This is a genomic window from Halocalculus aciditolerans (genome assembly GCF_014647475.1).
Taxonomy (GTDB): Archaea; Halobacteriota; Halobacteria; order Halobacteriales; family Halobacteriaceae; genus Halocalculus; species Halocalculus aciditolerans.
Genome location: NZ_BMPG01000001.1, coordinates 514720 through 529752, shown reverse-complemented (window position 1 = coordinate 529752; position 15033 = coordinate 514720). Strand labels below are relative to the sequence as shown.

Below are 15033 nucleotides of genomic sequence, written 5' to 3'. Positions count from 1 at the left end.
TCGGCGGCGGCCGCCGGAAGCGCGCGGTGGGTTGAGGAACGCTTAACCTCGGCGCGTGAAACGTGTCGGACATGAGTAGCGAGTCCGGCGTGCCGGAGCGAGGCGAGATCGAGAGCGAGTACAAGTGGGACTTGGAGAGTATCTACGGGAGCGACGAGGAGTGGGAGGCGGCGTTCGACGCCGTCCAGGAACGCCTCTCGGAGCTCGAAGCCTACGAGGGCGAGGCGGTCGCGGACGGCGAGACGCTCCTCGAACTCCTCCGGCTGCGGGACGAGATTATGCGGGAGGTGTCGACGGTGTCGGCGTACGCGCGGATGCGGAGCGACGAGGACACGCGCGACCAAGAGTACCAGGGGATGTCGGCGCGGGCGTCCGCGCTGGCGTCGGAGGCGTCGGCGGCGGCGTCGTTCATCGAGCCGGAAGTCCAGTCGCTCGACGCTGACGCGCTCGACGCGATGGTCGAGGAGACGGAGGGGCTGGAGGAGTACGATCACTACCTCGACGACGTGCTGCGGATGAAGGCGCACACGCGGAGCGCGGAGGTCGAGGAGCTGCTCTCGGACCTCGGTGAGGTCATGGGCGCGCCGAGCGACATCTACGGGAAGCTGACGAACGCGGACGTGACCTTCCCCACGGTCGAGAAGCCGGACGGGAGCGAGGTGGAGATCACGCAGTCGAACTTCACGAAGCTCCTGAAGAACCAGGACAGAGAGTTCCGACAGACGGTGCACGAGTCGTTCTTCGAGGAGTTGGAGGGCGTGCGGAACACGATCGGGACGAGCCTGCAGTACTCGGTAAAAGGTGACGTGAAGTCGGCGGACGCGCGGTTCTACGAGACGGCGCGAGAGGCGGCGCTCGACGGGCCGAACGTCCCCGTCGAAGTCTACGACAACCTCGTGGACACGGTGGACGAGAACCTCCACGTGCTGCATCGGCACGCGAAGCTGAAGCGGGAGGCGCTCGGCGTCGACGAGCTGCAGCCGTGGGACCTCTACATGCCGCTCGTGGAGTCGGAGAGCCCGGAGCTCGACTACGACCGCGCGGCGTCCTACGTCGTCGAAGCGATGGCTCCGCTGGGCGAGGAGTACCAGGAGCGCGTCTCGGCGGGGCTGGAGTCGCGGTGGGTGGACGTCTACGAGAACCGGGGGAAGCGCTCGGGCGCGTACTCTGGTGGGACGTACGACACGCAGCCGTTCATCTTGATGAACTACCAGCAGGACATCCCGTCGATGTACACGCTCGCGCACGAGCTCGGGCACAGCCTCCACAGCCAGCTGACGAGCGAGAGCCAGCCGTACGTCTACTCGAACTACGAGATCTTCGTCGCCGAGGTGGCGTCGACGGTGAACGAGGCGCTGCTCACCCATCACTTGCTCGACGTCGTGGAGGACGAGGAGTTCCGCCTGCACGTGCTGAACGAGTACTTAGAGCGCTTCCGGTCGACGCTCTTCCGGCAGACGCTCTTCGCGGACTTCGAACACCAGATTCACACGATGGAGGAGGAGGGACAGCCGCTCACGCCGGACGTGCTGGACGAGGCGTACGGCGACCTGAAGGGGAAGTACTACGACCCGATGAACGTCGACGAGCACATCGCGCGTGAGTGGATGCGCATCCCGCACTTCTACTACAACTACTACGTCTACCAGTACGCGACAGGCATCTCGGCGGCGGTCGCCATCGTCGACCGCATTCTCGACGAGGGCGAGTCGGCGGCGTCGGACTACCTCGACTTCCTGGCGTCCGGGAGCACGCAGTACCCGATGGAGCTCCTCGATATCGCGGGCGTCGACATGCGGTCGTCAGACCCCGTTGAGGCGGCTATCGACGCGTACGACGACCACCTCGACACGGTCGCGGACCTCGTCTGATCGGGGGTACGTGACCCAAAGGAACTTCTTTGTCCGGGGCATACACGTGGAGTAACAGGATGTCCCGGAGCCCATCTTTACCGGACCGGCCTACGCTGGATCTCGACCCGGAATCTACGCCTACAGAACACCTCGCAGCGCTCGAAGACCACTACGCGGACCTCGTGGACGTGCGCGAGCAGCTCGAAGCGCAGCTCGAGTCCGTTCGCGACCACCGCGAGGACCTCCGCGAGGACGTCGACCGCCTGCAGCGGGAGAACGAGACGCTGAAGACGGCGTCGCTCTACGTCGCGACCGTCGAGGACCTCTCGGAGGACGGCGCGGTCATCAAGCAACACGGGAACAACCAGGAGGTCTTGACGGAGCTCTCCGACCGCATCCGCGAGGACATCGAGGTCGGCGACCGCGTCGCCATCAACGACTCCTTCGCGGTGCAGCGGATTCTGGACGCCGAGACGGACGCTCGCGCGCAGGCGATGGAGGTCGACGAGTCGCCGAGCGTCGAGTACGCGGACATCGGCGGTCTGGAAGAGGAGCTGACGGAGGTCCGCGAGGCGGTCGAGGACCCGCTCGTGAATCCGGAGCAGTTCGAGCAGGTGGGCGTCGAGCCGCCGAGCGGCGTGCTCCTCCACGGGCCGCCAGGTACAGGAAAGACGATGATGGCGAAGGCCGTCGCGAACGAGACAGACGCGACGTTCATCAAGATGGCCGGCAGCGAGCTCGTCCAGAAGTTCATCGGCGAGGGGTCGCGGCTCGTCCGCGACCTCTTCGACCTCGCGGAGCAGAAGGAGCCGGCCATCGTCTTCATCGACGAGATCGACGCCGTGGCGGCGGAGCGCACGGACTCGAAGACGTCGGGTGACGCCGAGGTTCAGCGGACGATGATGCAGCTCCTCTCCGAGATGGACGGCTTCGACGAGCGCGGCGACGTCCGCATCATCGCGGCGACGAACCGCTTCGACATGCTCGATTCGGCGATTCTCCGCCCGGGGCGCTTCGACCGCCTCATCGAGGTGCCGAACCCCGAGCAGGCGGCGCGCGAACGCATCCTCGAGATCCACACGAAGGACATGAACCTCGCCGAGGCGGTGGATTACGCGACGCTCGCAGAGAAGACGGAGGGCTTCAGCGGCGCGCAGCTCGAATCCCTCACGACGGAGGCGGGGATGTTCGCCATCCGCGACGGCCGGAACGAGGTCACGATGCAGGACTTCGAGGACGCCCGCGCGAAGCTCGAACAGGAGTCCGAGGACGGGACGTCGACGTACGCGACGTACCTCCACTAGACGGGCGCTCCGGTAACTGGAATCGGATTTTTCTCGCAGAAGACATTTACTGAGGCCGTCGGTAGCGGTGGGTATGGCGCGTTCGCACGCGACGCTCGCCCTCCTGCTCGTCGTGGTGGTCGCCGCCGGCTGCGTCGGCGGGTCGCCGCAGACGACGTCGACGCAGCCGACGGAAACGACTTCGACGCCGGCGGAGACGACGACGTCGACGACGTACGCGGGGATGGGCGCTGACGGGTGGTATCGGTCGTTCACGTTCCGCGCGAGCGAGGTTTCGGCGGCGGAGATGGCGCGTGACGTCGCGCCGGAGCCGACGCACGGAGAGCGGCCGGCGCTCGCCCGGGAGGCGGCGGCGAACGGAACGGTCACGGTGAGGCACGTCGGGGCGGACGGGCCGTTCGACGACGGCGACTCTCTCCGGGTGAACGGGACGTACTACCGGGTGAGCGCGACGACGGTAGAGAGGGAGACGCGGGAGGCGTTCCGGTTCGACCTCTCCGGGCCGGTCGCGTCGCCGGCCTCGGAGTACGACGTGGAGCGCGCGGCGGCGGAGGCGACGGCGGTCGGGAATCTCTCCGCGGCCGACCGGCGCGCGTTCTCCGAGTGCCTCCCCGCGGACGGCGACGTCCCCGACGCGGGCGAGGGGGCGTTCTCGGCGGGGTGTTTCGTCTTCTACGCGAACGACACCGCGCCCGCGAGCGCGACGCTCCTCGACGGAGACGTCCACTTCGTCGCGTACGAGGGGCAGTACTTCGCGGCGTCGCTCGACGAGCGCCAGCGCGTCGAGCGCTACACGACCCGCTACGCGTTCAGCGAGGTCGCGCCGAACGCGTCGGCGTTCGCCGCGTCGATTCGGGACGACTACGTGACGAACCTCTCCGCGTCGAACCTCACCGACCGGGAGCGCCGGCTGCTCGTCGACGTCGTGGAGAACGGGACCATCGAGTGGTCGGGCGACCGGCAGAACGTCACGGCGGCGATTCACGCGCGCGAACGCCTCCTCCGCGACCTCCCGCCGCGGGACCTCGGCCGCATCGCCTACGTCGAAATAGACGGCGAGCGCTACCGACTCACGCTCCGGAAGGCCGTGGAGTGAAAGTGACTATTCGTCCTGACGGCAGTCCGAGTGTTTATTCCGGACGCGCGGGATAGCGACCCCCGTATGCAGTTCCGACAGTCCCTCCACGCCCTCTTCGACCTCCTCGTTCGCCCCGATGCGTTCTTCGAGCGTGACGGCGCGTGGTCGCTCGGCCGCGCGTTCGGCGTCGTGCTCGCGGTGAGCGCGGTGACGACGGCCGCCGTCGCGGCGATGGGATGGCTGTTCACCTCGAACATCGACGCGACGGTGACGGTGACGACGATGGAGCCGTGGTCGGACGCGACCTGCGAGTCGTTCGCGGAGATGAACTCGACGCCGGAGCCCTGCACGATTGACGAGCCGCAGACGAAGCAGGTGTCCGTCGGCGCGAAAGTCTGGTCGGCGTTCGTCGGCCGCCTCCCGTTCGTCTTCGTCGCCTCACTGCTCGGCTGGGTGCTCGTCGCGGCCGCGCTCCACGCCGCCACGTGGCTCCTCGGGGGCGAGGGGTCGTTCGCCGGGACGCTCACCGTCGCCGGATGGGCGGTCGTCCCGACTATCGTGCAGGCCGCGTTCGCGCTCGTCGGGTTCACGCTCCTCGTCCGCGGGACGGCGTTCTCGAACGACCCCGAGGTGCTCGTCCAGCAGCTCCGCACGCTCTCTTCGTCCACCGGCAACGCGTGGGCGGCCGTCGGCGGGCTCGTCGCCGGCGTCTGGCAGGCGTACATCTGGACGCACGGCCTGGCGCACGCGCGCTCGCTCCGCGTCTCCGACGCCGCCGTCGCCGCCGGTATCGTCGCAGTCGTGACAATCGCGCTCTCGCTCGTGTAGCGAACCGAAGGCCCTTACCGAGACAGTCGCCTCGCCTCGGGTATGCAGACGATTCGAGTCGCGTGGGGCACGGGGACGGGGCCGACGGCGATGAGCGCGTACGACGCCGCGCTCGCGGACGCGAACCTCCACAACTACAACCTCGTCGCCGTCTCCTCCGTGGTTCCGGGCGGCGCGGCCGTCGAGGCCGTCGGGACCGCGCCCGACCTCGGCCCGGCCGGGAACCGCCTCACGGTCGTCGAGGCGCACGCGAGCACGGCAGGCCCCCGGCACGTCACCGCCGGCCTCGGCTGGGCGACGAGCGCGAACGGCGACCCCGGGCTCTTCTACGAAGTCGCCGACGAAACCGACGCCGACGACATCGAGCGGCGCGTGCGCGAGGGGCTCGACGCCGGCCGCGACCTCCGGGACTGGGACTTCGAGGATGAAGAAGTGCGGACGGTGAGCGTCGACGCCGACCCCGGCGAGTACGCCTCCGCGGTGGTCGTCGCCGCCTACGGGCAGTCCGAGCCGATTCTCTGAGCGGCCGTCGCGAGTCGACGCGCAATCGCGCGGTTTTACCGGTCGGACCATTAGGATAGAGGTAATGCGGGATATCTTCGAGATTCGGCGGCAGGACGCGGGCGGGCGTATCGGCGAACTCCGGGTGCCGCGCGCGGGCGTGACGGTGGAGACGCCGACGCTGATGCCGGTGGTGAACCCGAACCTCATCACCATCGAGCCGTCGACGTTCACGGAGTTCGGCGCGGAGATGCTCATCACGAACTCCTACATCATCAAGTCCGACGACGACCTCCGGGAGGAAGCGCTGGAGAAGGGGCTCCACGAGATGCTGGGGTTCGACGGCGCGATCATGACGGACTCGGGGTCGTTCCAGCTCGCGGAGTACGGCGAAATCGACACGGACACCGAGGACATCATCGAGTTCCAGCGCGACATCGGGAGCGACATCGGCACGCCAGTGGACATTCCGACGCCGCCGGACGCGTCGCGGGAGTCGGCGGAGATTCAGTTGGGCGAGACGGAGGAGGCGCTGGCGCTGGCGGAGGGGATGGACGTCGGCGAGATGCTGGTGAACGCGCCGGTGCAGGGGTCGACGCACGTCGACCTGCGGGAGGCGGCGGCCGAACACGCGTACGGGACGGACCTCGACGTCTTCCCGGTCGGCGCGGTGGTGCCGCTCCTGAACGACTACCGCTACGCGGACATGGCGGACGTCGTCGCGGCGGCGAAGCGCGGCCTCGGGAGCGACGCGCCCGTGCACCTCTTCGGCGCGGGCCACCCGATGATGTTCGCGCTCGCGGCGGCCCTCGGGTGTGACCTCTTCGACTCGGCGGCGTACGCCATCTACGCCCGCGACGACCGCTACATGACGGTGCGCGGAACGGAGCACCTCGCGGACATCGACCACTTCCCGTGTTCGTGTGCGGTGTGCAGCGAGCACTCGCCGGACGAAGTGCGGGCGCTCGCGGACCCCGCGCGCGAGGAACTGCTCGCGGAGCACAACCTCCACGTCTCCTTCGCGGAGCTCCGCCGCGTGAAACACGCCATCAAGCGCGGCCGCCTGATGGAGCTCGTGGAGTCCCGCGCGCGCAGCCACCCGGAGATGCTCGACGGCTACCGCGCCTTCCTCGACCACGCCGACCAGTACGAGCGCTCCGACCCCGCGAGCAAGGACACCTTCTTCTACGTCTCCGGCGAGTCCGCCCGCCGACCGGAGGTCGAACGCCACCACGCCCGCCTCCCCCGCCTCGACACGGCGGACGAAGTGCTCCTCTCCGAATCCGGCGCTGGCTCGGACGACTTCGACGAGATATACCGCGTGAAACCGCCGTTCGGCCCGTACCCGACGGCGCTCGCGACGACCTACCCGGTGACGGGCGAGGTCCCGGACCGCCTCGACGACGAGGCCTATGCGGCCGCCGCGCGCGGAATCGCCGCGCTCGCCGACGCCAACCCCGACACCGACTTCACGCTCGCCCACTACGACTGGCCCGACACCGCTCTCGCCGCCGTCCCCGAACGCGTCGAACTCTACGACATCGACGCCGACCGCGACGACAACGGCGGAGACGGCGACGGCGAGTAACCCAACAGACGCCTGTTTCGGCGACGACACCGACCACGCGAACCGGCCGACGACACACTCACTTCGGGTGGGAAATCGAAAGGGTTCTCGCGAGCCCCGAAGGGGCGAGTGAGAGCAAGCGGGGCCGGCGGTCCCGCCGTGGCCGAGTTCTCGCGTCGAGGTCTGCGACCCCTATCGCGAGTGTAACGAGCGATATGTCGCAGAGCCGGCGCGAGAAGGAGGGGGCTTTCGGAAGCGTCGAAGGCGAGACAGTCACCGTTCGAGAGGAGGCTTTCGGAGGCGTCGAAAACGGTGTCGTCGCCTGAATAATTGAACCCTCGTTCTAGCGGGTGTGGAAGGGAAGATAGTTCCCTCCCGCCGCCTGATTCTGGGGTATGACCGAGTATTTCGAGGTGCACGCGCGGGACGGCGCGGCGCGCGTGGGCGAGCTTCGGCTGTCGGAGTCGGTGCGGACGCCGTGCGTGGCGGACGAGTTCGTGGAGGACGCGGGGAGTCTGTGGGCGGCGGAGCGCGACGTCCCGGAGGGGGACGAGTCGGTGGTGACGATGCTGCCGCACAGGGGGTTCCCGCGGGGGACGGACGAGCGCGTGCAGGAGTCGTTCGCGGTGACGTATCCGGATGTCGACTATCCGAACGGCGCGGTGGTGTCGCCGGAGACGGCGGAGGACTACGGGGCGGACGTGTACGCGCTGTCGGGGTCGCCGGCGCTGGTGGATTACGCGAGCGCGTTCGTGGAGGAGGTCGTGGAGACGCGGGAGGCGATTCCGGAGGATTCGGCGCTCTACCTCTCGGGGGTGGCGACGCCGCGGAACGTGGCGTCGCTCGTGTACGCGGGCGTGGACCTCGTGGACGGGCATCGCGCCGTCGTCCGCGGGACGCAGGGGACGTATCTGACGACGGAGGGCGAGTACGACGTCGACGACCTCGACGAACTCCCCTGTGCGTGTCCGGCGTGTCAGACGAGCGTCGAGTCCTTCGACCGGGAGGACTGCGCAGAGCACAACCTGAACGCGCTGCGGGCGGAGCTGTCGCGGGTGCGGCGGCGCATCGGCGACGGTCGCTTGCGGGATTACTTGGAGGGGCAGGCGCGGCACGAGGCGTTCGGAACGGGCGTCCTCAGGGGCCTCGACCAGCAGTACGGCTATCTGGAGGAGCGCACGCCGATGATGCGCGAATCGCTCCTGCTCGCGGCGACGGAGGATACGATTCGGCGGCCGGAGATTCAGCGGTTCGCGCAGCGAGCGACGGAGCGATTCACGCAGCGCATCACGGACCACCCGCTCCTTCTTGTACCTTGTTCGGCGGCGAAACCCTACTCGGAGAGTCAGAGCCACCGGCAGTTCCAGGACGCGGCGAAGTACCGCGCGCACCTCGCGTCGATGACGTCGCCCATCGGCGTCGTCCCGCAGGAGCTCGAACTCACCTACCCCGCCCAGCATTACGACACGGTGGTGACGGGGCGGTGGACGGAGAACGAGATCTCGTTCGTCGTGGACGTCCTGTCCCGGTATCTGGAGCAGACGGAGTATCCGCGGGTCATCGCGCACGTCCCGGAGGAAGGCTACCGGGAGATCTGTGAGCGCGTCGAGGCGCAGGTGGACGTGCCGTTCGAGTACACGGTCGAGGACCACCCGACGGCGGACGAGAGCCTGGTGAACCTCCGGGAGACGCTGAAGGGCGAGTCCCAGATTCGCGTCTCGGAGAAGGAGGAGGCGACGCTGCGGGCGGTCGCGGACTTCCAGTTCGGGCAGGGAGCGGGCGACGAGTTCCTCGGGGAGTTCGACCTGCGCGGGCGGTATCCGAAGCTGCAGGCCATCGCGCCGGACGGCGAGCAGCTGGGCGCGCTCGTGCCGCAGTACGGGACGTTCTCGCTGACGCTCGCGGGCGGGAAGCGCTGGGTGGCGAGCGACACGCCGACGAAGACGGTCGAGATCGACGGGTTCGTCCCGCAGGGGAGCGTGCTCGCGCCGGGCGTGCTCGCCGCGGACGAGTCGATTCGGCCGGGCGACGAGGTCGTCGTCGAAGGGCCGAAGGCGTTCGCGGTCGGACGCGCGACGACGCACGGCGCGGCGATGGCGGACGCGACCCGCGGGATGGCGGTCGAAGTGCGGCACGTCGAGGAGCGCTAACCCGATTTTCGTTCAGCGAACGAGCGGGTGACCGAACGCCCCTTCACGCGTTCGGAAAGTCGGGGAACCGCCCGACCGAGAATTTATTTCAATTAGTTCTTCGGCGAAATAATTTATCAACCTGGGGTCTGTAACGACGGTATGATGCTGCCAGTCCGCCGAACGGAGGTGGTCCGACGGTGACTGCTCGGAGCAACGGAAGCGCGCTTCGAGCCAAGGTTCCCGCCGTCGCGGCCGCCCTGCTCGTCGTCGTCTCCGTCGTCGCCGGCGTCGTCTACTTCTCCGGCACCGTCTTCGGCGTCGGTCTCGCCGTCCAGACCGGCGAGCCGTCCGTCCAGTCCGGCGAGGAGGCGACGCTCGTCGCCCGCAACGTCGACGCCGGGAACAACGTCACCTTCGCCGTCAACAGCGACGGCGATTCGAAGGTCGAAACCGTCGTCGGCACCGCGACCGCCGGCGACGACGGCGTCGCCACCCTCCGCTTCACGCCGACCGAGTACAACATCACGAGGGAGGGATGGTACAACTTCAGCGCGACGACGACGACGTCCTCCTGGTGGGGCGGGTCGACGACCTCGCGCGCCATCAACCGGAGCGAACTCGACGACACGGCCCCCGCGGTGACGCTCACGGGGAGCGAGACGCCCGACCAGCACGCCGGCCTCACCGTCACCGCCGCGGACGACGTCACGAACTACGAGCGACTCGACCGGCTGAACGTCACGCTCGAAGGCCCGCGCCGCGTCGTCCTCACGAACGACGACTTCACGGCGAACAGCTCGCTCGCGTGGAACGAAACGACGTACGCCGTGAACGCGTCCGTTCCCGTCGACGGGAACTACACGGTCTCGCTGACGAACGCGACCGACGGCGCGGGGAACGCCGTGCCGGAGCGCACGCTGCCCGCGACGCGCGTGACGGTGGACACGCACGCGCCGAACCTCTCCAGTCCCGCGCCGACGGGCTACGCGAACGCGACGACGCCGACCATCGTGGTCGGCGCGACCGACGACACCCTCCACGTCGAGGAGTCCTCCATCGCGGTGACGCTCACGCAGGCAAACGCGACCTACCTGAACGCGTCCTCCACCGCGCACGCCGGCGTCTCCTACAACGGCACGCACGTCACGGTCGACCCCGCGAAAGCCGGATTCGACCTCGCGCAGGGACCGGCGTCCGTGACGGTCACGGCGAACGACACGGACGCCCCGGCGAACCACGCGAACCGGACGTGGGGGTTCATCGTGGACAGCGTCGCCCCCGAGGTGACTGACGCGTCCGCGAGCGACACCGGGAACGAGAACGGCATCGTCGCCGACGGCGACGTCGTCTCGCTCGAAGCCACCGTGACGGACGCGCACCTCGACGCGGTGACGGTGGACGCGAGCGCGTTCGGCGCGGGCACGGTCGCCCTCGAACGCGTGAACGACACGGACACCTTCGCGGCGAACGTCACCGTCGACGACGCCCCCGGCCTCGCGGACGGCGACCGCACGCTCACGGTCGTCGCCGCGGACGCCGCGGACAACCACATGCCGGTCGACGCCGGCACGCTGACGCTCGACACGAGCGCGCCCGCAATCTCGGACGTCTCCCCCGCGAACAACACGTTCGTGAACGGGAACACGACCGACGTCACCGCGACAGTGACCGAGGCGAACACGCTCGACTCCCTCCACGTCACCGTCGAAGACTCGGACGGCACGCTCGTCGACGGCGACCGCAGCGCGAAGCGCGTCTCCTTCGAGAATGGGCAGCTCGACGTCGCTATCGGCGGGAACGACACGCGGCCGCTCGCCGAAGGCCCCGTCACGATCACGATGACGGGCGAGGACGGCGAAGGGAACGAGCGCACGCGGCGCACGCAGTTCATCGTTGACACCGTCAAACCGGTGTTCCACACGGTCTCCGTCGAGGAGACGGGGACGCAGAACGGCATCGTCGCGCCCGGCACGGACGTCTCCATCATCGCGAACGTCTCCGACCGCCACCTCGGCACGGTCCGCGCGAACATGACCGGGTTCGGCACGGGCTGGGTCCGCCTCGGCAGCACGGCGAACACCACGCTCGGCCGCACCGTCGCGGTCAGACGGGACGCCGTCCCCGGGAATCACACGGTCGTCCTGACCGCGGGCGACGACGCCGGGAACAGCTACACGTTCCCCGTCGACACGCTCGCCGTGGACGTGACGCCGCCGACGTACGGCGAGGGCTCGCCGAGCGGCGTCGTCTCCGACTCCCAGCCGACGGTGTCGGTGCCGCTGAACGCGACCGGCAGCCCGCTCGACGCGGAGAACGTCACCGTCACGGTGACGAACGACGGCGGCGCGGTCTTCGCGGGCACGGTCGGGAACACGACCGCCGCGACCTACGAGAACGACACCCTCGCCGTGAACCTCTCCGCGGCCGACGCGACGCTCGTCGACGGGCAGACGACCGTGCTCGTGCAGGCGAGCGACGTGGACGGGAACGCGGCGACGAAGACGTTCGCGTTCGCCGTCGACGACACCCCGCCCGCGCTCTCGAACGTCACGGTGACACCGGTCGACGGCGACCGGGCCGTCACGAGCGGTGACCGCGTGCGCGTCGAAGCCGAAGCGACCGACCCGCACTTCGACGCCGTGTCCGCCGACCTGACGGCGCTCGGCGCGGGCGTACAGCGCCTCGACCGCGGCGTGAACGACACGTACGAATCGACCGTCACCGTCGGCGTCGACCGCGCGGTCGACCGCTCGCTCACGGTTCCGGTGACCGCGGTCGACACCGCGAACAACACCGCGACCGCCGACACGGACGCGCTCCGCCTCGATACGGTTCCGCCGGAGCAGCCGACGGTCGGCGCGCTCGGGAACGTGACTGCTGACGCCGCGGACGCCTACGCCGTGCCGGTGTCGAACGTCGCGGGGACGACCGTCACCGCCACGCTCACCGCCGGCAACGAGTCCGTGAGCGCGCAGAAGACGGCGGGGAGTGACACGGACGCGACGACGGTTCGCGTGAACGCGTCCGCGCTCCCCGACGGCACGGTCGGCGTCGACGTCACGGCGTCCGACGCCGCCGGGAACGCCGCCCCGGACACGACGCCGGGCGCGACGGTCGTGGCGAAGGACACCGCCCGGCCGGCCGTCGAGTCCGCGAACACCGCCGCGGGCGACGAGACGGTGTTCGTCTCGACGAGCGAAGCGCTCGCGGCCGCCGACGCCGCCGCGTTCGCGTGGACCGGCGACGGCTCCGTCACGAGCGTCGACGCCCGGCACGATGGTCTCTACGCGCTGACGCTCGACCGCGCCGTGAGCGAGTCGAGCATCAAGAATCCGAACGCCACGGTCGCGCTCACCGAAGCCGCGACCGACCCCGTCGGCACGCACGCCGCCGCGAACGCGTCGGGCGAGCCGCTCCACGCCGGCGCGACGGCGCTCGCCGGCGTCGACGCCACCGTCGACAGCACACGGGTCACGGTGACGTTCAACGGTCCCGTCGCCGCGAGCGACGGCGGCGCGCTCACCGCTGACGACTTCACCTACACCGACGCGCACGCGAACGGCTCCACCGCGATCACGAGCGTCAAGCACGCGGCGGACGGGGCGACGGCGACGCTGACGCTCGACGCGCCCGTCGCCCCCGGCGACCTCGGGAACGACACGCTCGGCTACGACGCCGACGCGGTCGTGAACACCGCCGGGCGGTCTCTCCCCGCGGCCACGCGCGCGGTCGCCGACACCGACGGCGTGCAAGTCGACACGCTCGACGCGACGACCGACTACGGCACCGTCACCGTCGCCTTCGAGAGCGACGAACCGCTCGACCGCGTCGAAGCCACCGTCGCCGCCGCGTACGGAAACGAATCGGCGACGCTCACCGCCGGCGACTTCACCGTCACCGAATCCGATGGCGCGTACCGGTACAGCGCCGACTACCGCGTCCCCGCGGACAACGACTACGCGGTGTCGCTCCGGCACGCCGTCGACTACGGCGGCCACGACGCCGGCGGCGCGAGCGCGACGGCGACCGTGGACGCCCACGCCCCCGCCATCGCCAGCGCCGAAATCACGGACGTGTCGGCCGGCGGCGCGAACACCACCGTCGCGGTCGAGTTCACCGAGCCCGTGAACGCCGGCGGTCTCGGCGCGGGCGACGTGACCGTCTCCGACGCGAACGTCACGAGTGTGACGGCGACGCGGCTCGACGGCGGGAACGCCACCGACCGCGTCGACGTCACCGTCGCGGGGAGCCTCGACACCTCGCAGTCGCCAGTCGTCTCCCTCAGTGACGGGAGCGTGACGGAGGCCGCCGGAGACGGCACGGCGAGCAGTGACGCCGCCGCGCCCGTCTACGCGACCGTCCGCGACCTCCACGAGGGCCGGAACTACGTCTCCATCCCCGCTGAGTCCGGGCACGTCGACCTCGCCGACGTCGACCTCTCCGGCGTCCAGTCGGTCTGGACGTACGACCACGGGATGTGGCAGTCCTTCGACCCGCGCGCCGAGAACAACACCCTCGACCGCCTCGAAGGCGGGAACGGCTACGTCTTCGTCGCCGAGGAGAACCGCAGCATCGGGTTCGCCGTCGAGAACACCGTCCCCGAGCGCGCGGAGTCGAACGTGACGCTCGACGAGGGCTGGAACCTCGTCGGCCACTACCAGGAGGACAGGCAGTCCGTCGGCGTCGCGCTCGACTCCGTCGAGAACGTGACGCGCGTGCGGACCGCGAGCGGCCAGTCGATGCTCGCCGCCGACGGCGCGGACGACTTCCGCGCCGGCCACGCCTACTGGGTGTACGTCTCCGACGGCACGCAGACCTACGAGCCGGCGTCCGGCAACGCCACGGCCGCGGGGGGTGACGCGTGATGCGTCGCGCACTCCTCGCCGTCCTCCTCGCGACCGCGGCCGTGCTCGGCGCGGCCGCCCCCGCGCTCGCCGTCGCCACGCACGACGCCGGCGGCCCGCCACAGCCCCCGCAGCGCTACTTCGGGCACGCGACCTACGCGAACGGCACCGCCGCGAGCGGCGTCACGGTCACCGTCGCCTACGACGGCGCGACCCTGAACACCACCACGACGAACGCCACCGGCTACTACGACGTCTACGTCGACGACCCGACCGACACTCGGACGAACGAACGGGTGGTCCTCACCGCGGCGAACGACACCGCGAGCGCCACCTGGGAGCCCGCCGGCTCCACGCAGGTCGACTTCGTCGTCGCCGCACCCGACAGCGGCTCTAGCGGCGGTTCCGACGGCAGCGCCGGCGGAGATACCGGCGGCGGTTCTGATAGCGGCGACACCGGCGGCAGCGGAGCTACCGGCGGGTCCGGTGGTTCCGACGGCGGCTCGGACGGGGGTTCGAGTCCGTCAACCACGACGCAGGCGACGAGTACGGAGACGAACGCGACGACCACCGAGACGCCCACGGACGCGGCGTCGACGTCCCCTTCGAGCGGTGAGTCGGACGGCGAGAGCGCGCCGGCCGAGAGCACGACGACGTCAAGCGGCGAGGACGCGGTCGGCGGGTCGACGTCGACCACGGCCGCGGCGAACAGAGACGGGAACACGACGAACGCCGACGACCGCGACGTCCGGGAGAGCGCGGGTCTCGGGTCGTTCCTGCCGTGGGTCGGCGGCGTCCTCGTCGTCGCGCTCTGTGCGGCGTTCCTCGCGCACCGCTACCGGCGCGTCGGCGACTACGAGTACGACCGGCTCTGAGCGGGCCACGACGCCGGCCGGTTTCCGCGGAGTCTTTTAGGGCGGCGGCGA

Annotated in this window: 9 protein-coding genes; all 9 read left to right on the top strand. The window is 69.8% G+C overall.

The features are described from left to right. Positions 1–71: 71 nt before the first annotated feature. Positions 72–1871: an oligoendopeptidase F gene (gene pepF, locus IEY26_RS02615; protein WP_188975550.1), complete on the top strand. Its 1800-nt coding sequence runs from the start codon at positions 72–74 to the stop codon at positions 1869–1871. Between the two features lie 59 nt (positions 1872–1930). Beyond that, positions 1931–3157: a proteasome-activating nucleotidase Pan2 gene (pan2, locus tag IEY26_RS02610; protein ID WP_188975547.1), complete on the top strand. Its 1227-nt coding sequence runs from the start codon at positions 1931–1933 to the stop codon at positions 3155–3157. 73 nt (positions 3158–3230) lie between these two features. Next, positions 3231–4253 (top strand): hypothetical protein, encoded by a 1023-nt coding sequence (locus IEY26_RS02605; RefSeq protein ID WP_188975545.1) that lies wholly within the window; start codon positions 3231–3233, stop codon positions 4251–4253. A 66-nt stretch (positions 4254–4319) separates the two neighbouring features. Further along, a complete protein-coding gene (locus tag IEY26_RS02600) occupies positions 4320–5063 on the top strand; it encodes a YIP1 family protein (RefSeq protein WP_188975543.1) in 744 nt (247 codons plus the stop codon). Positions 5064–5105: 42 nt separating this feature from the next. Then, positions 5106–5585: a pyruvoyl-dependent arginine decarboxylase gene (locus tag IEY26_RS02595; RefSeq protein ID WP_188975541.1), complete on the top strand. Its 480-nt coding sequence runs from the start codon at positions 5106–5108 to the stop codon at positions 5583–5585. Between the two features lie 64 nt (positions 5586–5649). Continuing rightward, positions 5650–7152 carry a tRNA guanosine(15) transglycosylase TgtA gene (gene tgtA / locus IEY26_RS02590; RefSeq protein ID WP_188975539.1) on the top strand — a complete coding sequence of 501 codons (1503 nt, stop codon included), beginning with the start codon at positions 5650–5652 and terminating at the stop codon, positions 7150–7152. 374 nt (positions 7153–7526) lie between these two features. Next, the gene (gene arcS / locus IEY26_RS02585) at positions 7527–9281 is read left to right on the top strand and encodes an archaeosine synthase subunit alpha (RefSeq protein ID WP_188975537.1); all 1755 of its coding nucleotides are present in this window, start codon (positions 7527–7529) and stop codon (positions 9279–9281) included. A gap of 179 nt (positions 9282–9460) precedes the next feature. Continuing rightward, the gene (locus IEY26_RS02580; protein ID WP_188975535.1) at positions 9461–14128 is read left to right on the top strand and encodes a beta strand repeat-containing protein; all 4668 of its coding nucleotides are present in this window, start codon (positions 9461–9463) and stop codon (positions 14126–14128) included. Further along, positions 14128–14982 carry a hypothetical protein gene (locus IEY26_RS02575; protein WP_188975533.1) on the top strand — a complete coding sequence of 285 codons (855 nt, stop codon included), beginning with the start codon at positions 14128–14130 and terminating at the stop codon, positions 14980–14982. The genes IEY26_RS02580 and IEY26_RS02575 overlap by 1 nt, the downstream gene beginning before the upstream one ends. Positions 14983–15033 lie beyond the last annotated feature (51 nt).

Bases quoted from the DNA above. Each gene is read 5' to 3' on its own strand.
- pepF (WP_188975550.1), top strand. From the start codon at position 72: ATGAGTAGCGAGTCCGGCGTGCCGGAGCGAGGCGAGATCGAGAGCGAG.
- pan2 (WP_188975547.1), top strand. From the start codon at position 1,931: ATGTCCCGGAGCCCATCTTTACCGGACCGGCCTACGCTGGATCTCGAC.
- IEY26_RS02605 (WP_188975545.1), top strand. From the start codon at position 3,231: ATGGCGCGTTCGCACGCGACGCTCGCCCTCCTGCTCGTCGTGGTGGTC.
- IEY26_RS02600 (WP_188975543.1), top strand. From the start codon at position 4,320: ATGCAGTTCCGACAGTCCCTCCACGCCCTCTTCGACCTCCTCGTTCGC.
- IEY26_RS02595 (WP_188975541.1), top strand. From the start codon at position 5,106: ATGCAGACGATTCGAGTCGCGTGGGGCACGGGGACGGGGCCGACGGCG.
- tgtA (WP_188975539.1), top strand. From the start codon at position 5,650: ATGCGGGATATCTTCGAGATTCGGCGGCAGGACGCGGGCGGGCGTATC.
- arcS (WP_188975537.1), top strand. From the start codon at position 7,527: ATGACCGAGTATTTCGAGGTGCACGCGCGGGACGGCGCGGCGCGCGTG.
- IEY26_RS02575 (WP_188975533.1), top strand. From the start codon at position 14,128: ATGCGTCGCGCACTCCTCGCCGTCCTCCTCGCGACCGCGGCCGTGCTC.